Annotated in this window: 20 protein-coding genes, 1 tRNA gene and 1 pseudogene; 12 read left to right on the forward strand and 10 right to left on the reverse strand. The window is 67.5% G+C overall.

The window, feature by feature from the left end; genetic code table 11:
• Positions 1 to 281: 281 nt before the first annotated feature.
• On the forward strand, positions 282 to 2,963 hold the full coding sequence (locus ACXJ1Y_RS05685) for an RICIN domain-containing protein (protein WP_463849147.1): 2,682 nt from the start codon (positions 282 to 284) through the stop codon (positions 2,961 to 2,963).
• 16 nt (positions 2,964 to 2,979) lie between these two features.
• On the opposite strand, the gene ACXJ1Y_RS05690 is transcribed toward ACXJ1Y_RS05685, so the two are convergent.
• A complete protein-coding gene (locus tag ACXJ1Y_RS05690; RefSeq protein ID WP_463849148.1) occupies positions 2,980 to 4,335 on the reverse strand; it encodes an HlyD family type I secretion periplasmic adaptor subunit in 1,356 nt (451 codons plus the stop codon).
• On the reverse strand, positions 4,335 to 6,074 hold the full coding sequence (locus ACXJ1Y_RS05695; RefSeq protein ID WP_463849149.1) for a type I secretion system permease/ATPase: 1,740 nt from the start codon (positions 6,072 to 6,074) through the stop codon (positions 4,335 to 4,337). The genes ACXJ1Y_RS05690 and ACXJ1Y_RS05695 overlap by 1 nt, the downstream gene beginning before the upstream one ends.
• A gap of 535 nt (positions 6,075 to 6,609) precedes the next feature.
• Between ACXJ1Y_RS05695 and ACXJ1Y_RS05700 the strand changes: the two genes are divergently transcribed.
• On the forward strand, positions 6,610 to 7,314 hold the full coding sequence (locus ACXJ1Y_RS05700; protein WP_463849150.1) for a sugar transferase: 705 nt from the start codon (positions 6,610 to 6,612) through the stop codon (positions 7,312 to 7,314).
• Between the two features lie 383 nt (positions 7,315 to 7,697).
• Positions 7,698 to 7,991 carry a hypothetical protein gene (locus tag ACXJ1Y_RS05705; RefSeq protein ID WP_463849151.1) on the forward strand — a complete coding sequence of 98 codons (294 nt, stop codon included), beginning with the start codon at positions 7,698 to 7,700 and terminating at the stop codon, positions 7,989 to 7,991.
• Positions 7,992 to 7,996: 5 nt separating this feature from the next.
• Here the strand turns inward: ACXJ1Y_RS05705 and ACXJ1Y_RS05710 are convergent, their stop codons facing one another.
• Positions 7,997 to 9,604, reverse strand: a complete 1,608-nt coding sequence (locus ACXJ1Y_RS05710) for an acyltransferase family protein (RefSeq protein ID WP_463849152.1) — start codon at positions 9,602 to 9,604, stop codon at positions 7,997 to 7,999.
• Between the two features lie 191 nt (positions 9,605 to 9,795).
• On the opposite strand from ACXJ1Y_RS05710, the gene ACXJ1Y_RS05715 reads away from it, so the two are divergent.
• Positions 9,796 to 10,029: a hypothetical protein gene (locus ACXJ1Y_RS05715; protein WP_463849153.1), complete on the forward strand. Its 234-nt coding sequence runs from the start codon at positions 9,796 to 9,798 to the stop codon at positions 10,027 to 10,029.
• Between the two features lie 19 nt (positions 10,030 to 10,048).
• Here the strand turns inward: ACXJ1Y_RS05715 and ACXJ1Y_RS05720 are convergent, their stop codons facing one another.
• Together ACXJ1Y_RS05720 and ACXJ1Y_RS05725 are read right to left on the reverse strand one after the other, a co-directional pair.
• Positions 10,049 to 10,789, reverse strand: coding sequence for a DUF3750 domain-containing protein (locus ACXJ1Y_RS05720; RefSeq protein ID WP_463849154.1), 741 nt, complete (start codon positions 10,787 to 10,789; stop codon positions 10,049 to 10,051).
• A gap of 74 nt (positions 10,790 to 10,863) precedes the next feature.
• The gene (locus ACXJ1Y_RS05725) at positions 10,864 to 11,283 is read right to left on the reverse strand and encodes an RNA polymerase sigma factor region1.1 domain-containing protein (protein ID WP_463849155.1); all 420 of its coding nucleotides are present in this window, start codon (positions 11,281 to 11,283) and stop codon (positions 10,864 to 10,866) included.
• A 134-nt stretch (positions 11,284 to 11,417) separates the two neighbouring features.
• Here ACXJ1Y_RS05725 and ACXJ1Y_RS05730 point away from each other — a divergent pair, with 134 nt between their 5' ends.
• A complete protein-coding gene (locus ACXJ1Y_RS05730; protein WP_463849156.1) occupies positions 11,418 to 11,870 on the forward strand; it encodes a CBS domain-containing protein in 453 nt (150 codons plus the stop codon).
• Here ACXJ1Y_RS05730 and ACXJ1Y_RS05735 read toward each other — a convergent pair whose 3' ends face one another.
• The gene (locus ACXJ1Y_RS05735; protein ID WP_463849157.1) at positions 11,871 to 12,443 is read right to left on the reverse strand and encodes a hypothetical protein; all 573 of its coding nucleotides are present in this window, start codon (positions 12,441 to 12,443) and stop codon (positions 11,871 to 11,873) included.
• Positions 12,444 to 12,460: 17 nt separating this feature from the next.
• Between ACXJ1Y_RS05735 and ACXJ1Y_RS05740 the strand changes: the two genes are divergently transcribed.
• Positions 12,461 to 14,224 carry an SLC13 family permease gene (locus ACXJ1Y_RS05740; protein ID WP_463849158.1) on the forward strand — a complete coding sequence of 588 codons (1,764 nt, stop codon included), beginning with the start codon at positions 12,461 to 12,463 and terminating at the stop codon, positions 14,222 to 14,224.
• A gap of 18 nt (positions 14,225 to 14,242) precedes the next feature.
• Here ACXJ1Y_RS05740 and ACXJ1Y_RS05745 read toward each other — a convergent pair whose 3' ends face one another.
• Positions 14,243 to 14,941: a glutathione S-transferase family protein gene (locus tag ACXJ1Y_RS05745; RefSeq protein WP_463849159.1), complete on the reverse strand. Its 699-nt coding sequence runs from the start codon at positions 14,939 to 14,941 to the stop codon at positions 14,243 to 14,245.
• 200 nt (positions 14,942 to 15,141) lie between these two features.
• Here ACXJ1Y_RS05745 and ACXJ1Y_RS05750 point away from each other — a divergent pair.
• The 3 genes and pseudogenes from ACXJ1Y_RS05750 to ACXJ1Y_RS05760 form a co-directional block, all read left to right on the forward strand.
• Positions 15,142 to 15,218 (forward strand) — tRNA-Arg (locus tag ACXJ1Y_RS05750).
• Between the two features lie 482 nt (positions 15,219 to 15,700).
• Entirely contained in the window at positions 15,701 to 15,934 is a 234-nt protein-coding gene (locus tag ACXJ1Y_RS05755) for a hypothetical protein (protein WP_463849160.1), read from the forward strand.
• A gap of 58 nt (positions 15,935 to 15,992) precedes the next feature.
• Positions 15,993 to 16,220: pseudogene (locus ACXJ1Y_RS05760) on the forward strand (tyrosine-type recombinase/integrase); the annotation flags it as partial.
• Between the two features lie 81 nt (positions 16,221 to 16,301).
• Here the strand turns inward: ACXJ1Y_RS05760 and ACXJ1Y_RS05765 are convergent.
• Complete coding sequence (locus ACXJ1Y_RS05765; RefSeq protein WP_463849161.1) at positions 16,302 to 17,378, reverse strand: hypothetical protein; 1,077 nt, start codon at positions 17,376 to 17,378, stop codon at positions 16,302 to 16,304.
• A 39-nt stretch (positions 17,379 to 17,417) separates the two neighbouring features.
• Complete coding sequence (locus ACXJ1Y_RS05770; protein WP_243952201.1) at positions 17,418 to 17,954, reverse strand: ImmA/IrrE family metallo-endopeptidase; 537 nt, start codon at positions 17,952 to 17,954, stop codon at positions 17,418 to 17,420.
• 452 nt (positions 17,955 to 18,406) lie between these two features.
• On the opposite strand from ACXJ1Y_RS05770, the gene ACXJ1Y_RS05775 reads away from it, so the two are divergent.
• From ACXJ1Y_RS05775 to ACXJ1Y_RS05785, 3 genes are all read left to right on the forward strand, one after another.
• The gene (locus tag ACXJ1Y_RS05775) at positions 18,407 to 18,781 is read left to right on the forward strand and encodes a hypothetical protein (protein ID WP_463849162.1); all 375 of its coding nucleotides are present in this window, start codon (positions 18,407 to 18,409) and stop codon (positions 18,779 to 18,781) included.
• A gap of 405 nt (positions 18,782 to 19,186) precedes the next feature.
• Positions 19,187 to 19,333 (forward strand): hypothetical protein, encoded by a 147-nt coding sequence (locus tag ACXJ1Y_RS05780; protein ID WP_463849163.1) that lies wholly within the window; start codon positions 19,187 to 19,189, stop codon positions 19,331 to 19,333.
• Positions 19,334 to 19,516: 183 nt separating this feature from the next.
• Positions 19,517 to 19,855 (forward strand): hypothetical protein, encoded by a 339-nt coding sequence (locus tag ACXJ1Y_RS05785; RefSeq protein ID WP_463849164.1) that lies wholly within the window; start codon positions 19,517 to 19,519, stop codon positions 19,853 to 19,855.
• A gap of 244 nt (positions 19,856 to 20,099) precedes the next feature.
• Here the strand turns inward: ACXJ1Y_RS05785 and ACXJ1Y_RS05790 are convergent, their stop codons facing one another.
• Entirely contained in the window at positions 20,100 to 20,762 is a 663-nt protein-coding gene (locus ACXJ1Y_RS05790) for a hypothetical protein (protein WP_463849165.1), read from the reverse strand.
• Between the last annotated feature and the right edge of the window lie 115 nt (positions 20,763 to 20,877).

Here is a 20,877-nt window from a genome sequence, read left to right on the forward strand (position 1 = left end):
GTTCGGAGCGGGCGGGATCGGTGGGCGCATCCCCGACTTACTTGCCGCACGGGCCGCGCGCGGGGGCCGCAGGACCCGCCGAATCGATTTACCCTGGCGCCGGGAATCGGCTGGAAGGGATAGTTTTCGGCGCTGTCCGTCGCTTAAAACAGGACTGTTCATCGCGATTGGATTGTCTATCGCACAATCCATTTGCCGTGAAAGCAGTTCATTCCGCTCGAGGCGCCGGGCGGAGATCCTGAGAGTAGCGCGCCGCTCCGTTCATTACCCCGAGGAACATCATGTCCCGTGCCGCTCCCCGGCCCCTCCGGCTCCGCAGCGCCCTGCTCTGCGCGACCGTGCTCGCCAGTGGCCCCGCCCAGGCCGCCCTGTACGGCATCGTCGTCAATCCGGTCGCCGACCCGCTGCTCGCGGGCCTGTCGATCCCGGCCTCGGCCCCGAGCGCGGGCCTGTTCTCGCCGGTGCGCGACTGGCCGATGAACGCCGTCACCCTCGGCCTGCTGCCGAGCGGCAAGGTCGTGTCCTTCGGCACGCCCGGCGGGAATCCCGGCGTGCAGGACGGCCGGACCTTCGACATCTGGGATCCGACCCTGGGCTTCACCGGGGGCAGCCACAAAACCCTGCCGGGCATCACCGGCGTGAACAGCTTCTGCGGCGCGCAGGCCTTCCTCGGGGACGGGTCGCTGCTCGTGGCCGGCGGCATCTTCGACAACGGCAACGACAAGGGCAGCGTCGTCCTGAACAACCAGGCTTCGGGCCTCGGCGCCCTGCAGGCCAAGCTCGCCAACGACCGCTACTATTCCACGATGATCACCCTGCCCGACGGGCGCCAGCTCATCATGGGCGGGTCCTATCCCTATCTCGGCGGGTTCAACGACCCCCAGGGCAGCATCGACAAGGGCTACATGACCGGCATGACGCCGGAAATCCTGGCCGGAGGCCAGTGGAGCAGCCTGTTCGGCGCCAAGAGCCGCGACGCGTTCGGGCCGGACAACAGCCGCTGGTGGTATCCCCGCGCATGGGTCGCGCCGAACGGGCAGGTCTTCGGCATCTCCGCCGACAAGATGTGGGTCCTGAACTCCTCCGGCACCGGCTCGGTGACGACGTGGGCCTTCAAGCAGCCGCAGCGCAACGCCGCCAGCGCCACCGACGCGCCGAATGTCGGGCCGGTCTCGACGGCGGTGATGTACGACACCGGCAAGATCCTCCAGGTCGGCGGCAACAGCTACACCAACGGCGACGGGTTCCTGTCGTCGAGCCTCGCCACCACGATCGACGTGAACGGCGCCACCCCCGTCGTCGCGGACACGGCGCCGATGAGCGTGGGCCGGGCCTGGGCGCAGGCGACCGTCCTGCCCACGGGGCAGGTCGCCGTCACCGGCGGCAGCAAGTACAATGATCAGGCGGGGGACAACGCGGTCCTGCAATCGGAGATCTGGGACCCCCGCACCGGCAAATGGTCGGTCGGCGCCTCGGGGGCGGTCTATCGCGGCTACCACTCGACGGCGATCCTGATGCAGAACGGCGCCCTGCTGATCGCCGGGGGCGGCGCGCCCGGCCCGGTGAACAACCAGAACGCCGAGATCTACTACCCGCCCTACCTGTTCACCGCCGCCAACGGCACCGCCGCCCTGGCGACGCGGCCCCGGATCGTCAGCCTCGCTTCGATCACGCCGGGCTACGGCCAATCCCTGTCATTCGAGCTGAACTCGCCGAACGGCCTGTCTCAGGTGGTGCTGGTCGGGCTCAGCGCCGTCACCCACAGCTTCAACGCCACGCAGCGGCGCTACGTGGCGAGCTTCAGCGTCTCCGGCCAGGGCGTCACCGCCAGGATGCCGGCCTCCGGCGCCGTCGCGCCCCCCGGCTATTACCAGCTCATCGCCATCGACACGAAGGGCGTGCCCTCGCCGGGCGTGATCGTCGGCCTCGGCGGCGTCACGGCGCCGGTCCAGGTGATGACCCCCGTCGCCCCCTCGGCCGTGGCCTCCAACGGCGGCGGCACCGGGACCGGCGGCACCGGCACGGGTGGGACCGGCGGCGGCGGGACCGGCGGCACGGGCACCGGCACCGGGGGCAACGGCGGCACGGGGAGCCTCGGCGCCACGATCGGCCCGGTCGGCCTCGCCCTCAGGGCGGCGCAGTCCGGCCAGTGCCTCGCCGTCCCGGCGGGCAACACCGCCGACGGTGCCCCGGTCACGCAGCAGCCCTGCACGGGGGCGGCCGAGCAAACCTGGCAGGTCGCGGCCGGCAATGGCGGGCGGACCCTCGTCAACGCGGCGACCGGCAAGTGCCTGGACATGACCCTGGCGGGGACGCCGGGGCCGGCCTCGCAGGTCTACCAATGGACCTGCAACGGCGGCACGAACCAGGGTTGGACTCCCCGCGGCCAGGGTGCGGGTAACGCCCTCGTCTCGGCCTACAACGCCAACCTCTGCCTCGACGTGAACGGCGCCTCCACGGCGGCGGGGGCGGGGGCCATCGTCTGGTACTGCCATGGCGGCGCCAACCAGACCTTCACCCCCGGCCCGGCGCGGATCGCCCTGAAGGCCGCCCATTCCGGCCAGTGCCTCGCGGTCCCGGCGAACAACGGCAACGACGGCGCCCCGGTGACGCAGCAGCCCTGCACCGGCGCGGCCGAGCAGGCGTGGCAGGTGAAGCTCACCGGCGGCGGCCAAACCTTCGTCAACGCCGCCAACGGCAAGTGCCTGGACCTGACCCTGGCGGGGACGCCGGGCCCGGCCTCCCAGGTCTACCAGTGGGGCTGCCACGGCGGCACGAACCAAGCGTGGCTTGGCCGGGCGCAGGGCAGCGGCGCGTCGCTCGCCTCGTCCTACAATGCCGGCCTCTGCCTCGACGTGAACGGCGCGGCGGTCACGAGCGGCGCGGGGACGATCGCCTGGACCTGCCAGGGCAGCGCCAACCAGACCTTCGGCGCGGTGGCGGTGACCTCCGCGACGCAATAGGCCCCGGCGGGGGCCCTCACCGTTCCTTCCAGGCCTTGGCGATCTGGTCGGTGAGGGGCTTCGTCAGATAGGAGAGCACCGAGCGCTCGCCGATCTGCATGTAGGCCTCCACCGGCATGCCCGGCACGAGGCGCAGGGCGCCGAGGGCCTCCTTGGCGCTCGGCTCCAGGCGGACGCGGGCGGTGTAGTAGGATTGCCCGGTCTTCGGGTCCTGGGTCACGTCGGCCGAGACCCGTACGACCTCGCCCGCCACCTCCGGCGTGGTGCGCAGGTTGAAGGCCGAGAAGCGCAGCATCGCGCTCTGCCCGATGCGGACGTTGTCGATGTCCTGGGGCTGGACCCGCACCTCCACGAGGAGCTGGTCGGCCTGGGGCACGATCAGCATGGCGGGCTCGTTCGGGGTGACGAGGCCCCCCACCGTGTGGACCGTCAACTGGTGGACGACGCCGTCCTGCGGGGCGCGCATGTCGATGCGCATCAACTGGTCCTGCGCCGCCACCCGCTTCTCGATGAGCTCCGACCACTTGCCCCGGATCTCGGCGAGGTCCTTGCCCACCTCGGTGCGCATCTCCCGGTCGATCTGGTAGATCTGCAACTCGGTCTCGGCGATCTTGCCGCGCGAGGAGGCCGTGGCGGCGACGAGCTGCCCGCGCTCGCCCTCCAGCCGCGCCGCGTCGCGCTCCAGCCCCGTCACCCGCGAGATCGGCACGAGGTTCTTGGCGAAGAGGTCGCGCACGCCCGTGAGTTCCTGCTGGATCAGGGCGATCTCGCGGTTCTTGGCGCCGGCCTGCTCGCCGAGGCCCCGGATCTCCTGGCCCAGCTGCGCGATGCGCTCGGTCAACTGCGCCTTCTGGCCCTCGCGGGCGGCGACCCGCGACTGGAACAGCCGCGCCTCGCTCTCGATCAGGTGGGCGATGGTGGGGGTGCCGCGGGCGCGGGAGACGAGGTCGTCGGGGAAGGCGACCGCCGTCGCCCCGTCGCGCTCGGCCTCGTCCCGCGCGCGGCGGGCGGCGAGCTCGTCCAGGGCGTTCAGGACGATGTCGAGGTTGGTGCGGATCTGCGTCCCGTCGAGGCGCACGAGGACGTCGCCTGCCTGGACCCGGCTGCCCTCGCGCACCAGGATCTCGCCGATCACGCCCCCGGTCGGGTGCTGGACCTTCTTCACGTCCGACTCGACCACGAGCAGGCCGGGGGCGATCACCGCCGCCGAGAAATGGGTCAGGGCCGCCCAGCCGCCGATGCCCGGCACCAGCACGAGGCCGAGGCCCAGCGCCGCGATGAGGTGGCGGCGGATCGAGGGCAGGGCCAGCGCCGGGGGCGGCGCGAGGGGCGCCCCGAGGGAGCCGATGGCGGGGACGGTGGTCGTGCTCATCACGCGCTCTCACGCAGGGTCGCGACGGCCTGGGCCGGGGAGGGGGCAGGAACCGGGGTCGCCGGACGCAGGACGTGCTTCAGCACCTCCTCCTTGGGCCCGAAGGCCTGGACCCGTCCGTCCGACAGGACGAGGACCATGTCGAGGGCGGCGAGCGCGCTCGGCCGGTGGGCGATCACCACGCAGATGCCGCCCCGGCGGCGCACGCCGACGATGGCCTCGGTGAGGGCGGCCTCGCCCTCCGCGTCGAGGTTCGAGTTGGGCTCGTCGAGGACCACGAGGAACGGGTCGCCGTAGAGGGCGCGGGCGAGGCCGATGCGCTGGCGCTGGCCCGCCGAGAGGCCCGCGCCGTTCTCGCCGATGCGGGTGTCGTAGCCCTCCGGCAGGCGCAGGACCATGTCGTGGACGCAGGCCGCTCGCGCCGCCGCGAGCACCTTGGCCGGGTCCGCCCCGTCCTCGAACCGGGCGATGTTCTCGGCCACCGTGCCGGGGAACAGCTCCACCTCTTGCGGCAGGAAGCCGAGATGCGGGCCGAGGGTCTCGCTCGACCATTGGTCGAGGGCCGCGCCGTCGAGGCGGACCTGGCCGCGCACCGGCGCCCAGATGCCCACCAGGGCGCGGGCGAGGGAGGACTTGCCCGAGGCGCTCGGGCCGATCATCCCGAGCCCCTGGCCGGCGGCGAGGGCGAAGGTCGCCTCCTGCACCGCCAGCCGCCGGGAATTGGGGGGCGAGACGGCGATCCCCTCGACCGCCAGCGAGCGCATGGGGGCGGGCAGGGCGTGGGGCCGGGGCGCCTCCGGCAGGCGGGTGAACAGGTCCGACAGGCGGCGCCAGCTCTGCCGCGCGGCGGCGAAGCCCTTCCAGTGCGCGATGGCGAGCTCGGCCGGGGCGAGGGCGCGGGAGACGAGGATCGAGGAGGCGATGATGATGCCGCCCGTGGCCTCGTTGTGGATCACCAGCCACGCGCCCAGCGCCAGCACGCCCGATTGCAGGGCGGTGCGGAACACCTTCGACAGGGCGCCGTAGCCGCCCACCGCGTCCGAGGCGCGCTGCTGGGTGAGGGCGTAATCGCGGCTCACGAGGCCCCAGCGCCGGCCGAGCCGGCCCTGCATGCCCAGCGCCGCCAGGGATTCGGCGTTGCGCCGGGAGACCTCTGCGAGGACGCTGCGCTGCTGGGCGTGGACGGCCGATTGCACGGTGGGCTTGCGGGTCGCCCGGTCGTTGAGCAGCGTCACCGCCACCAGGACCAGCATGCCGACGACCGCCGCCACGCCGATGAGCGGGTGGAACAGGAAGCAGATGGCGAGGTAGACCGGCATCCACGGCAGGTCGAACAGGGCGGACGGCCCGCCGCTGGACAGGAAGGCGCGCAACTGGTCGAGGTCCCGCAGGGCCATCGTCCCGTCGAGGCCGAGGCCGCCCCGCAGGGGCGCGCGCACGGTGACGTCGAAGACCCGCCCGCTCAGGGATTCGTCCAGCGCCATTCCGATGCGGACCAGCACCCGCGCGCGGATCGCCTCCAGCAGGCCCTGCATCACGTAGAGGATGAGGGCGAGCACGCAGAGGCCGATCAAGGTCGGCACCGACCGGCTCGGGATCACCCGGTCGTAGACTTCGAGCATGAAGAACGAGCCGGTGAGATAGAGCACGTTCACCAGCGCGCTCATGCACGCCACGCCGATGAAGGCCATCCGGCAGCGTTCGAGCGCCGCGACGAGCGTGGGAGGACTGCCTGTCATCACAGCCGTAACTCGCGTGGAGTGGCGTTTCAGGCGTTTTACTTGTGCGGATGCTTGCAAGTACGCCGGATCGTCGCCGTTGCCGACGAATCGGGACCATGATCGCGATTGGTTAAGATTTTTCCGTGACATCCGCGGCGTCGGCGCCGCAGGGGCATCGGCCCAGGCCGGGCGCCCCAGCCCGCTGAGAAACAGCCACGTTTCCGAACGCCGAAAATTTTTTGGGCCAGAATGTTTTCCAAACCGGGCCGCGCGCGCCGGGACCCGTCGAACCGTCCCGGGCCGTCCCGAAACCGGAATACCGCAGTGCAACCTGGGCCTTGCCGGCAACCCTCGCAGTATTCAGTCAAGCTTCGAGATTTGAAGAATATAGTCCTGGAAAATTCTGAGTTGCGAAACCGTTCCACACTCAAATTCAAAAAATTAGGCAAAATGCCCCAAGTCTCGCCTTGAGTTGTGCAACGCAATCTGGCAATCGAAACTTAATACCCCGTAAAAATTGACGACCACATTTGTGCGTCGAGAAGGATGCGGCATGCTGCTTCACAACCTGTCTCCGGTCGCGTGGCGATCCCGCAAGGTCGCCACCGGCACACAGACCGGGGCTGGGTATGGCCGCAGCCTCATCCTGGACCGGGCGCCCAAGCGTCTGTTCGACCTCAGCGTCGCCCTGAGCTGCCTCTTCCTGCTGCTGCCGCTCTTCGTGCTGGTGGCGTTCCTGGTCTGGGCCGTCGATCGCAAGTCGCCGTTCTACAGCCACCTTCGCCTCGGGAGAGGTGGTAAGACCTTCGGCTGCCTGAAGTTCCGCTCCATGCGCATGAACGGCGACGAGATCCTGCGGCGCCACCTCGCCGAGAATCCCGCCGCGATGGCGGAGTGGACGCAGAACCGGAAGCTCAAGAACGACCCCCGCATCACGATCATCGGCCACGTCCTGCGCAAGACCAGCCTGGACGAGCTGCCGCAGCTCATCAACATCCTGCGCGGCGAGATGAGCCTCGTCGGCCCGCGCCCGATCGTCGATGCCGAGTTGGAGAAGTACGGCGACGCGGCCTCCGCCTATTTCGCCGTGCGGCCGGGCCTGACCGGCGCGTGGCAGATCAGCGGCCGGTCGGACACGACCTATGCCGAGCGCGTCCGCCTCGACCGGCAATACGTCGAGTCGCGCAGCTTCGCCGGCGACATCGCGATCATCCTCCGCACGGTCCCGGCGGTGTTCCTGGTCAAGGGCTCCTACTGAGCCCCACGCCCACCTCGGATCCGGTTCGACGAACCCCCGCGCGGTCGCCCGCGCGGGGGTTCGTCGTTGCGCGGCCGGGCTGTCCGGGATCGGGAAATCGCATTATGAATGAATCTTGTGCCACTGATCTATGTAATCGTGGCTGTGATCCGTTTTCCGTCATGCTGCGGATCGGGCGCGGCGCTCACGGCGTCGTGCTGGTGTGAATTGTTTCGATCTCGGAAAATTGTCTTTCTTTTCGGGGGTCGAATGCGGACAAGGCACACCTATATGAGTTTCTTTATGGATGCGGCGCATGGTGTCCGCATCAGGCACGGATGAGACGCCCGGATCTCGCTGCCTAGCCTTCGCGATGCCGTGGAACCGGAAGTCGGAGTAGACCGATGGAGACGACGGGAGTTCTGGGACTCTTCGGCCTGTTCGGAATCGTGTGCGGCTTCTACGTTTCCGTGGTGGGCTTCGCCGTGACCGCCGTGGCGATCGTGAGCGTGCTCGGCCTCCTGGCCCTGTTCTTCGGGGGGCCGCTGGGGGGCTGGATGCCAGCGGGCGCCTTCGTCGCCATGCAGGTCGGCTACTTCCTCTGTCTCGTCGGCACGGCCTTCGTCGGCCATCTCCGGGGCCTGTCGCCCAAGGATGCGCGCCGCACCGAGCGCGACCTGCACATCCACCACGAGTAGGGACCTCACCCCCCGGATGGGAGGGTGAGCACCGCCATCCGGCCCGATTCGTCGATGGCCACCGGCACGAGCGGGCCCGCGCCGCAGGCCCCGGCCGGCACGCGCACCCGGTAGCCGATCCGCCGCTGGCCCATGCCCGCGAAGCCCGGCTGCCCGGTCAGGTCCCGGCGCAGGCGGCGGGGCCGCTCCACGGCGACGAGCCGCCCGCCGCAGAACAGCGCCAGCTGCATCCCCCGCCCCGGCTTCGCCGGATCGAAGGCGTAGGCGCCCACCAGGATCTCGTCCGCCCCGAGGGGCTCCAGGCTCTCGACCCGCGCCAGCAGGGTGTCGGGCAGGGCGAGGCCGCGCGCGGCGATGGCCGTGCCGGCGGAGGCGGGGGACGCGAAGGCGTCGGGGGGCAGGGCGGCGATGGCGCCCTTGGCCCGGTACTCGGCCCAGTCGTTGCGGGCGGTCTCGGTGCTGCCCCAGAGGGCGCAGGCCGTGAACACGACGAGGAAGGCGCTCACGCCCCGCGTCAGCGCCTCCGGGCGCGCCCCGTCGAGGCGCGCGCGCAGGCGCCGGTAGAGGGCGACGTCGAGGGGCCCGAGGAGCGCCGCGACCGCCAGCGCCCCGGCGAGGCTCACCGCCGCGTAGGCGGCCCCGTTCCAGTGGGGCGGGCAGGCCCAGTTGGCCAGCATCAGCACCGGTGGGTGGGCGAGATAGAGCACGTAGCTCCAATCCCCCAGGGCGATCAGCCCCCGCGCCGCCCGGCCCTCGCGGCGGATGGGCGTCGCGGTGACGGCGGCGCCGACCAGCAGCACCGCCGCGATGCCGCCGAGCCAGCGCGCGGCGGCGGTGTCCACGAAGAAGCACGCCGCCGCGAAGGGCAGGATGAGGAGCGCCGCCGGCGGGCGCACCCAGCCTGCCGCGATCAGGCGCGGCAGGAGCAGCCCGCCCGCGAAGGGCACGCAGGCGGCCGTCACCGGCACGAGGTAGAGCGGCGGCGGCATCATGTTGCGGCTGTCGGGGGGCAGCAGCGGGAAGGCCACGGCGAGCAGCACGAGCCAGCCGGCCGCGACCGGCACGAGGCGCCGCGCCTGCCCGGCCAGGGCGAGGAGGAACAGGCCGACGTAGAACGTCACCTCCAGAACGAGGGTCCATTCCACGTTGAGGGGCGACGAGCGCGGCCCCCCCGGCGCGAGGGACAGGGCGAGCACGGAGAGGCCGCCGAATTCCTGGCGCAGGGCCGCGAACAGGGCGGCGAACAGGGCCACCACCGCGAGATAGGTCGGGAAGATGCGGCTCACCCGGTGGGCGAGGAAGACGAGGGGCGGATCGCGGGTGACGAGCCGCGCCATCAGGAACCCGGACAGGGCGAAGAAGATCGCCACGCCCCAGACGCCCATTAGCCCGTCGAGGGCGGCGAAGGGGCGCCCGGCCCCGCGCAGGGTCTGCCCGTAGACCGCGACGTGGTGGACGAGGACGAGGCTCGCCGCCAGCGCCCGCAGGAGCTGCAGGTTGGTGAGTTCCCCGCCCGCCCGCGCGATGCCCTCGGCCGGCGCCACCGCGCCGGGCGCGGAATGGGGCGCGGCGGCCGCGATCTCCGGAACGTCCCGGCTGAGGCGTGTCGGCATGGTCCTGGTCCCGGGCGGCACCGGTCCCCGGCCGGCGCGCCCGTGCCCGATGGGCAAGAAACATGGCTCCCGTGTGGTCGGCCCGGCAGGGGATGGGGCGGGGATGGGGCGGCCGGCCGCACGGAACGTGATCGGCCCTGCCCGGTTGGCCCCCCACACCCACCCCCATCGACACCCGAAGGACAAGAGCCATGGCCAAGGCGAGCAAGCACAGCGTCGGCTCGGGCGCGCAGGGCAAGGGCTCCGGCTCCGGCGCGATGACCGAATTGCCGGACGGCGTCCTCCCCGAGAACATGGTGCTGAGCAACCGCGACAAGGCTCAGCACAGCGACGAGCGCGGCCTCGACGGCAAGAACGTCCAGACCGAGCAGTACCAGGACCACGCGGGCAACCGCCGGAGCGACGACGGCCAGCAAGACGGCTGAGCCCGGCTCAGATCCCGGCTCAGATCCCGACCCGGCCGAGGCCGGGGAGCTTCAGGCCGGGTCGGCGCAGGTCGAACCCGGCCACCGCCCCGAGGAGGTTCACCTCGACCCCCTCCACCCAGGCCACCGTCAGCCCGACATAGCCGCCGAGGTTGATACGGAAGCCGGTGCCGGAGGGGGTGGGGCCGACCCAGCGCCCGTCATAGGGGAAGTCCTTCCCGATGGCGGTCGCGGGCAGGCTCGCCCGCATCTCGGGCACGGCGCTCATCACCGCCGCCACGAAGGTGTTGGAGTTCGGCCCCGGCCAGAGCCGGTAATCGCCGATCTTCGCGTAGCGGTAGGTGGCGATGGTCTCGCGGATGCGCGGCAGCATCCGTTCCGCCTCCGCGCCGTCGGCGGCGAAGACCACCTCCGGCACGCTGCCGAACCAGCGCCCATCCGGCACGAAGCGGTCCACCCAGATCGGCAGGCCCCAGGCGGTGTAGTCGAAGCGCCGGTAGGCGCGCTCGCCCGGCCCCTTCACGACGATCCAGCTATGGGTGGCGACGATGCCGCGCCAACTCACCGTCCGCGCGGAGAACACGCGCACCACCGCCTCGGGCTTGCGCGCGGCGGGGGGTAGCAGCCCCGCGCTCGACCGGTCGGCCGAGCGCCAGTCGGCGATGTCGTTGCTGAGGTAGTAGCGCGCCGCCGAGACGGCGATCGGCGCGAGGAACACGATCACGAAGGCGAGGAAGGCGATACGGAGCACGGGTCTCATCCGGGGGAGGGGGACCTCGCTGATCTAGGCGCCCGCGACGGCCGGCGGCAGGGCCGTGCGACCCCGCGTGTGCCTCAGAGCCACAGCAGGATCGCCCCGATGACCAGCACCACCGCGAGGCCGGCGAACAGGACGACCCGGCCGACGCCCTCGTCCCCGGGATCCGCGCGGCCCGGCTCCGCCGCCGGGGGCGGCTGCGCCCCGGGGGCGGGCCTATCGCCGGGACGGGTGGAGGCGAGGGCGGGGGGCGGATCGGGGTCCGGCGCGGCGAGGGTGAAGCGTGGGGCGGCGACGGTCTCGCCGCGCGGGCCGAACGCGTCCGGCTCGACGCTCACCCCGGCCGCCTCCAGTTCGAGCATGACGAGGACGAGGACATCGACATCGAGGGCCTCGACCGGCAGGGCCGCCTGAAGCTCGCTGGCGGTGAGTTCCCCGCGCTGCCGCCCGAGGGCGATCAGTCGGTCCAGGGTCGCGCGGTCGATCGGAGCAGCCATGGACATCCGTCAGCGGGCTCGGGGAGGGGGCGTCTCGCCTTGGATGTAGGGCGGAGGGAGAACCCGGCCGAGGCTGCCCTAGATCGAGGGCCATGCGCGACGGCCCCCGGCCGCCGCGCCCTGCCGAGAGCGCGATGCCCGACCTGCCCGCCGAACACCTGCGTGTCGCCGACGTGATGGCCCGCGACGTCGAATTCATCGAGCCGCAGGCGAGCGCCCAGGCGGCGGCCGTGCTGATGGGCGAGATCGAGGTCGGGGCCCTGCCGGTCGGCTCGGCCGAGCACTGCGTCGGCATCGTCACCGACCGGGACCTGCTCTACCGCGTCGTCGCCCGCGGGCGCGATCCGACGTCCGTGTCGGTGCAGGACGTGGCCTCGCGCCCCGTCCTGTCCTGTAACCCGGACGACACGCTCCGCGCGGCCCTGGACGTCATGGGGGCGAACTATGTGCGGCGCCTCCCGGTCCTCGACGGGAACCAGCGCGTGGTGGGATGGCTGACCCTCGCCGACGTCGCGCGCCACCTGCTCGTGAACGACGACGCGCTGCAGGTCTCCCTGCAGGACCGCCTCGAAGGAACGGCGCGCTGATCACACCCGATACCGGCGCTCCGCCGCGCGGACGAGCGTCGAGGGCAGGGCGCGGGCGGCCGCGACGTAATCCGCGAAGGCCGAGGCCGCCGGCCCGGCCTCCCGCGCGGCGACCAGGCACAGGATGAAGGCGATCAGATCCGTCTCCGGCCGCGTCAGCCCGGCCAGGACCGCGCTGAGGGGCAACGGCGCGCGCAGGGCGTCCGCGAAGGCGATCAGCGTCCCGTCGTCGGCTCCGGCGGCCGCGAGCCACTCCCGCACCGGGCGCGGCGCCCCCACCGCGCCTCCCGCCAGCGCGGCCACGGCGGCGAAGCGGGCAATGGCCGCGCGATCCTCTCCGGTGAGCGCGGCGAGGTTGACGCTCAGGGGCATCAGGGTCTGGTGCCGGTTCTGCAGGAAGCCATGAAGGACCTTCTGGCCGACCGCGTCCAGGATCTGGCGACGGCCGGGGGCTATGTCGCGGTGGCGGCGATCGATCGCCTCGCGCTCCCCTGCGGTTGTCCGGTGGTCCTGCCGTCCCGCGACTCGCTCCAACGCCCGTCCCTTCCAGCCCGCGCCGCTGCGGCGGCGCACCGAACAGGTGCTCCCGAATGACCGTCGATCAAGTGCTCGCCTTCGGCCTGATCGGCGTGACGGTGGCCGCCTTCGTCTGGGACCGCCTGCCCTACGACGTCGTGGCGCTGACCGCGCTCGCCGCCGGGATCGCGCTCGGCCTCGTGCCGGCGGACAAGGCCTTCTCGGGCTTCTCCGACGACATCGTCGTCATCGTGGGCTCGGCCCTCGTCCTCTCCGCCGCCATCGCCCGCTCGGGGGCGGTGGAGACCCTGATGCGCCCGCTCATGCCGCGCCTGACGAGCCCCGGCCGGCAGGTGCCGATCCTCGTGGCCGGGGTCCTGCTCCTGTCGATGGTGACGAAGAACGTCGGGGCGCTGGCCATCTTCATGCCCATCGCCCTGCAGCTCGCCCGCCGCAGCGGCACGCCGCCCTCCGCGCTGCTGATGCCGATGGCCTCCGCCTCGCTCATCGGCGGCATCGTCACGCTGGTCGGCACCTCGCCGAACGTGATCGTCTCGAAGGTCCGCGCCGACCTGACCGGCAAGCCCTTCGGCATGTTCGACTATGCCCCCGTGGGGCTCTGCGTGGCGGCGGCCGGGTTCGCCTTCCTGTGCCTCGGCTGGCGCCTGCTGCCCCGGCGGGACGGGGGCTCGCGCTCCATGGAGGCCGCGTTCACCCTGGAGCGCTACACGACGGAGGCGCGCCTGCCGCCCGGCCACCCGGCCATCGGCGGCACGGTGGCCGCCCTGGAGGCGCAGGGGGACGGCGAGGCCGGCATCGCCACGATCCTGCGCGAGCGCTTCCGGCGCTATCCGGCGAGCCCGGATTTCCGCCTCAAGGCCGAGGACGTCCTCCTCCTCGACGGCGAGCCCGACGCCCTGGAGCGCTTCGTGGCCCGCACCGGGCTCACCCTGGCCGGGGCCGCGCCCACCGCCGAATCCGTGGTGATGGAGGGCGTGGTGACGGCGGAATCCGGCCTCGTCGGGCACACCGCCGCCCAGCTCGACCTCGCCGACAGCGCGGGCCTCGCCATCCTCGCGGTCAGCCGGCGCGGCCGGCGCATCGAGCAGCGCCTCTCCTCCGTGCGGTTCCGGGGCGGGGACGTGATCGTGGTGCGCGGGCGCGCCGCCGCCATCGCCCCCGCCCTCGGCACCCTCAAGGTGCTGCCCCTCGCCGCGCGGGAGATCGCGCTGGGCCGCAACGACCGGAGCTGGCTGCCCGCCGCGATCCTGATCGTGGCGATGGGCCTCGTCGCGCTGCACGTCGTGCCGGTGGCGGTGGCCTTCTTCGGCGCCGTCGTGGCGGTGCTGCTCCTGCGCTGCATGACGCCCCATGAGGCGTATCAGGCCGTGGAATGGCCGGTGCTCGTGCTGCTCGGCGCCCTGATCCCGATCTCCGAGACGGTCAGTACGACCGGCGGCGCCGACCTGATCGCCGGCCATCTCACCACGCTGGTGCAGGGCTTCTCGCCCGTGACGGCGCTCGGCGCGATCCTGATCCTGGCGATGGCGGTGACGCCGTTCCTCAACAACGCCGCCACCGTGCTGGTGATGGGCCCGATCGCCGCCAAGCTCGCCACCAAGCTCGGGCTCAACCCCGATCCGTTCCTGATGGCGGTGGCGCTGGGCGCGGCCTGCGACTTCCTCACGCCCATCGGCCACCAGTGCAACACCCTGGTGATGGGCCCCGGCGGCTACCGCTTCGGCGATTACGCCAAGCTCGGCTTTCCGCTCTCGCTCATCGTGATCGCGGTGGGCCTCCCCATGATCGCCCTGGTCTGGCCCCTGCATCCGGCGTGAGGCGGGACCGGCCCGGCGCTAGTTGGTCAGCCCGGCCAGTTCCTCGATTCCGCCGCCATCGGCGTAGGCCTTCCGGAAGCTGTCCCGCGCCTTCCACCGCTGCCAGAACCGGTCGAGCTGCTCGAAGCGCTCATCGAGCGGCGTGGCCACCGGCCCGAACTTCGAGAAGGCGATGGCGGTGCAGAGGGTGATGTCGGCGAAGGTCGGCTCGCCGCCGCCCAGCAGCCAGTCGCGGCCATCCGCGAGATGGCGATCGACGAGGCCTGCGTGGGACAGGGCCTCCTTGCGGCAATGCTCGCCCCATTGCGGATTGTGCGTCAGTTCGAGTTTCGGCCCGAGCCCCTGGTGCAGCACGTGGAACTGGGTGGTGAGCCGGTAGAGGATCTGCACCCAGACGCGATCGTCCCACATCGCATCGAGCCCCTGCTCCAGGGGCGTCGCGCCGGTGATCCTGCGGCCCTCGTGCAGGGCATCGAGGTAGCGCACGATCGCGGCCGATTCCGACAGGTAGGTCCCATCGGCCAGTTCGAGGGTGGGCGTCTCGCCCCACGGGTTCATCGTGAGATGACGCCAGCCGCGCTGCTCGCCGCCCGGCGCCATGTCGTAGATCACCTCGTCGTAGGCCCCAGCGATTCCCTTCTCATGCAGGAAGAGGCGCAGGCGCTGGGGGTTCGGGAAGGCGGACGGCGACGTGTAGAGGCGCGCTTTCGTCGACAAGGATCATCTCCGCTGGATGGGGCACCCGGTGAAGCAGGTGTTTGGCTCACCGGATCAACCTTTCAAGGCGGCATCACGAAAGGTCGCAGGGCGGCGGCGCATTTGTGGTGGGGCCGCTCGCGCCTCCCTGTCGAGCCCGAGAGGGCCCCACGCCACCGTTGCGCTCTCCGCCCGCTTGGGCTAGGTGAAAGACACGGTCAGCACCCGTAGCTCAGCTGGATAGAGCGTTGCCCTCCGAAGGCAAAGGTCACACGTTCGAATCGTGTCGGGTGCGCCAAATTTCCTTACATTTTGCAAGCACTTAGGCAGGCTCTCTTGAGGGCATCACTGTGTTGGTGCGCGGTTGGGTAGCACCGGGGTAGCACTCAGGCCTACCTCCACTGTCCCTCCGAGTCCGCCGGGAAGTGTTTTCGGATCGAGATTCGCTGAGTCGGTCCTGTGGCTCGGGGTGGGGGATGGACCTCCGCCGATCTTTAATAGGTGCTGGCACGGGCCGGGTGAGACCGCCGGGCAGGGCGGTCCGACCTGGAGCCAATCCGCCCCCTGGCCAGGGCGACCCGGCCCCCGGGGTGGAGGGCCGCTCATCCTTTCGTCGGTCCAGGATGCCGCTCGACAAATTTTAAATCGACCGGGATCCTCGGGCCAGGGGCTGTCTCGCCCTGTTCGAGCGGCTGGCCATGGGCCGAGGGGCGAACCGACAAGATCATCCGGCGTTGCAGCGTAGGTGTCGCGTAGCGCGGCGCTCAGTCTGAGAACCCGATGACATACACCCTTCAACGGCTTGCCCCAGGCAGCTTCGATCTTCTCTTAGACGGCGAGGTCGTCGGCAGCATCGTCCGCGAGGTATCCAAGGACGGCTACGAGGGCGACTGGGTGGTCGAGACGCTTACCGAGAGCCCGCCCTATCCTGCCCCGTTCACAGCCGAGACGCACAAGTTCGGGACGCTGAAGGCTGCAGCGGACTGGCTAGAGGCGGACGTTCCCGATCTCTGATCTGGATCGCTCTCGCCGTGGTCAGTGAGGCCGCTGGCCGGTACATGGTGAGCGGGCGAAGCTAGAGAGCATCACGCTGCACGAGTTACGGCACTCCTACGCGAGCGCGATGGTGCGGAACGGCGCGCCGCTGATCGTCGTGGCGGAAGCGCTCGGGCATTCCGGTACCCGCATGGCCGAGAAGCACTACGCTAACCTGGCGCCTAGTTATGTGGCGGATACGATCCGCCGAACTGCGCCGGATCTGTCGCTTCTTGGATCGAGTGCGGTGCTCCGGCAGATGTAACGATCAAGGAGATGTGGCGTCAGGCTAAGCCAAACAGCCGGAAGGGGGCCTATCGAAATGTCGTCTTACCGATACAGTATATTAGATAGGTCCCTTGGACCAGAATTTATCAACTAACTTGTCGATAGCTATGTTGATCTCGTCTATGTTTTCGGGGCCTTCGACGGTCTGATTAGAAGCTGGGAGGGGGTCAATAAATTGCCCTGCTTCCTGGTTTGATTTCTGCCTCTCAGCATCCTCTTTTTCGCCAATATCCCAGGCGGCTTCTAGATCTTTGTAGCACTGTGGTAGCTCATCTCTGCTGTATGTCTCTCTATGCAGTGCAATTATTGGTATCTCAATATCGTTTTGCATCATAAACATATGTGTGTAGTTTCTCAAACCAATATGTTCCGCGAATGAAATTCCAGCGACGGCGCGCTCAAGCGCATCCAATTCGCGTCGTGCAACCGATCTTTCTGTTTGTACCGTAATAACCGGGTACGGAACGCCAGCGATTACGCCTTTTAGGACTTCCTTTCCTCTGTAAGTAAACTGAAAATCGATTAGGTTAAGGTGTTTCAGTAGGATTAGCAACCACACCAAATCAATTGACAACGCAAGCTCATGCCGCTGAGCGAATTTCGAAATTCTGAAGCCCGTATCAATCTGCTTGCCGAGAAAATCATAATCACCTGGCGTTACGTCAGCTCTTTTCTCATCATCTTCCCCGAGTTGGTCGCCAACGATACTGGAACTCGGTTCGAGGGAGAGGCGGCTCGCCGATGCAACTGTCGCGTTTGGCGCTGGGAAAGACGCCACCCAGGCTGATCCCTTGACGTCAAGTTCTGGCTCTTGATCGTTGATCAACTCACCGTACGCAGAGAGCGCTTTAGTAAAGGCCAGGAGGCAGCACGCTAAGTGCTCTAAGCAAGTTATACGGATACAGAAGATGATTTCATCGCCGACAGTCTTCCAAACTTTCGGCGAACGTTCTGCAAAAGAGGCGTGTCCCTCGAACGCGCCAAGGTACCCGCCGTATCGCTCGCTTAGGATTTGAGGAAATTGCCGGTAGAAGCTGCGAGTACGGTTTAGCCATACGGGGTACGGCTCGTTGCCTTCGCGCCTATCGCGGTGCTTCGCCTTGAATGCCGTGGACCCCACAAGATCGACGGACATAAATAGCCGCACGCGATACTCTGGACAGTCGCCCATTCTTCAGCAGCCGAGTGATTGAGCACGTACTTCGGCGGCCTTCGGACTAACAGCAAAATGCCTTGCCGTCAGTTCGATCGAGCGGCCATTGCTCGTATATATCTCCCTAAACTCGGTTGCTGGCATAAGGAATGCTGCCGCAAACCAGTTAGCTTCCCATTCAGTCCTGATAAGATCAGGATTGTCTTTGTTTACCCAGCGTGTGGCTATCATAATTGCGCCTCGCTGACGGGCAGAAACTAAAGGGTAATGTAAGAACAGATGCCCAAGCTCATGCGCTATGGTAAAGCGATCGCGCACCAAGGAGGTAACGCTTGGTAGAAAAATAGTGAAGTCATCCATCGCGCGGACAATGATAGCTTCAGGCAAGTTTCCTTCCACTATCTCAGCAGTTTTGTATTCTATACGCCCCCCGAGTTTGACAACCAGCGGTTCAATGGCGTCTCCCACCTTGAACTTTAGGCGCGAAGCTACGTTCTCGGCGACGGAATGAACCTTTGCCTTCATCAAGTGCGTAGGAGAGGGGGGCGCGATCGTCACCGGGCTACCTCATGAACCGGAAACTTTAACGTCCAGGCGTCTAGTGAACATATGAGGAACAAACACGATATACACAACCTTTTACAGAGGGCTGCTATGACCTGCGACAAGGTGCTCTGAAGTGCGATGATACACCTATCCACAGACAGAATAAGGGCTCCTATGGCGCGATCGCGGCCTCGCCAATCCCAGATCAGTGCATCGTCGCCGCTGGCTCCGGCGTAAATGGTACTTCGAACAGGGCGCTTAGCGGCATGGCGGTCGGACCAATCACTGCCATGCTGAGAGGGACGTATACGCTGTCGAGGTCATTCACGGAGACCCGCAGCATGAAGGCAAGCGTTCGCGCAACAGCGGTGCATCAGTGCGCGGCTAGGTACGCCGCGATCATCTCTGGCGTCACGTCCGTCGCGTAGCACAGCGGCGCATAGCCGCCCGGCCGGACGCAGGCGGTGCGCATCCCGCAGGATGTGCCGTTGCGCGCGCTCCGGGAGAGGCGACGCCAACTTGACGGCACGCTGGTTGAAGCAACCTTGGTTTCTCGCGGACAGATCCGGGCCACTTTATGCCGCAAGCGTCGAGCCTTGTTTTCGGTGGTCGGTCAAGCTGACGAAGGAATTGCGCTCCTGCGGGGCGGACGGTGCGGCAGTTGGATGATGCTCGACGGTAACGCGATCCCCGCCGGTCTTTTCGTGCTCGGCATCTCGCTATTGTTGGTTGCCGACAGTCGCCTGCGCGTTCGAAACGGCGCATCCTGGCATCAGGGGTGCGTGACTGCAGTTGGCGCCGGGCTCGCGTTCCTGGCCTGCGCGTTCGCAATCCACTGAGACGTGAACCCGATTTCATGTGACATTGCCCTCGGACGCCCTAATGTCGCACCCGCACAGGGTGACGCGGCATGGACCCCCGAGAAATTTCAGCGATTGCGTGCGGCTTGATCCTGGCGGGCTTGGCTGCCGAGAATTTTCACGCCCATCGCTGGGTCCGCGCCGAGGGACCGGCCCGCTTCAACCCTCTGGCGGCCCTGGCGCTTGGTTTGCCCGTCTTGGGCTTGTGCGTGCTGGCGATCTTGACAAATTAGGACCGGGCCGGGAGGCACGCTATGTGCATCCACATCTGTCGCTCTGCCGACGATCGTCACGCTTAAGGTTGTTGCAACTCTGCGATAGCGAGCCGACAGATTTCGCGCATAGGTTGTGTCACGGGCCCGTGAGGTCCCGGAGGAGACGACCATGAAGAAGACCTTCCTCGCCTTGGCTCTCGTCGTGTTGAGCACTGGCGCCGTGATGGCCCAGAACTGCCAGCACGACAGCGACCGCGCTTCGGACGGTTCGCGCTGCGGACACCGTTCGTCGGATTCTCGAGCCGGCGGCCGCTGAAGCTAAGACCGAGGCGGGCTTCAAGTAGGATCGCCTCGGATCCTCCAGAGCAGTGTGGACACCGAGACCGGCCTGCTCAGCTGGGCATGCCGTCTTGGCCGCTAAGCCGAGCCTATCTCGCCCTGCCAATTGGATAAGGCCGGCGTGCGATCGGCGATTGCTCAGATGCATCGAGCGCACAGCTTGGCGCCGACCGAAGCGATATCGTTGGGCATGGATAACGTGATTCGCCCGACTTTCCGCCGCGCCGAGGCCGAAGCGCCTCCTGAGACCGTGGACGCCTTCAGCCCGCTTCAGGTTTACGGTGCCGCAGTCGGCCACTTCGTGGCGCTGATCCGCGCCGAGGACGAAAAGGTCGGCATGACGCTGCAAGTGATCGTCGGGCGCGAGGGTGGCGCGAACGCCGAGGCGGTCGCGCTCTTTCCCGACAACGCCGAGGGCGAGACCGACGCCGAGGCGACAGCATTCGCAGTCATCCGCGCGCTGGAGATCGTGAAAGAGGCGATGGTCGGACCCCAATAGTCCACTACCGCCCCTTTCCGCTCCTGGCGTACTCCCACACCGGCACGCCCCACACCTGCCCCGGCTTGTTCCGGTAGGCGGATCCGCGAGCCGTCACGATACGGGTTGCCTCGACCGCCGAGGGGTGAAGCTCCGTCATCATGAGCGCGCCGCCCTACGCCCCAAGGTTCATGTCTTAGCCCCTAAAATTTCCATATAGGCCAGTCAAATCAGGGGCGTAGCTTTAGATTTGAGCTCGCCAAGTCTACATGTTATTCAATATTTCGTTCCAGGCAAATCCCCCAAGAATGTAGGCAAATATGAAGAACATTGCGACTGATAATAGAGACGATAACAAAACAGTCCATTCGACATGCTTATTAATTATATTATATAATTTGATAATTATAATGTAAAGCACCGAAAGCGGGCAAACAATCGAGACAATCATGGCGACTGTCGCGCGGAGATATTCCCAACCCTTTCCTTCTGCTCTATATTCGCCATAAAAATAGGAGAAAATCAGCAAAGATATTATTGCGATTGTAGACAGATATGCGATCCTCGATCGACTATCTACATTACTGAATAAAATCAGCGGCCTGAGTGCGCAAGCAAATATACCGCCGGCAACAATGGAGATGAATATAGCCGCTTCGGGCTCCGCATTTCTTTGAAATGCAATGCTAGCGATTGCCGCCGCCGCAGCTAAGGGCCAACCGTACGCAACAACATTATTGTCAATATGGTCCAACTCCAATAGGGAGGCCTTCTTGTCGTAAGCAGCAGCTTTTCGAGCATTTTCCGCGCGCATGATAGTTGTTAATAGTGAGTATGCTGCGCCGCCTAAAACTATCAGACTAGGGTGAGAAAATATCCATGGAAAAAGCGTACGTACGTATGGATCAATTTTATCTATCATTATCATGTCTGCAGGATTGTGAGTGATTATTGCACCATAGCATTACGTGCGCTATGTGTTAAATCGCCGTATATTTATGTGGTGCTGAAAAAAACGTTTAAAAACTCCTATATGGATTGCA

It is taken from the genome of Methylobacterium sp. TK26, from assembly GCF_055361565.1.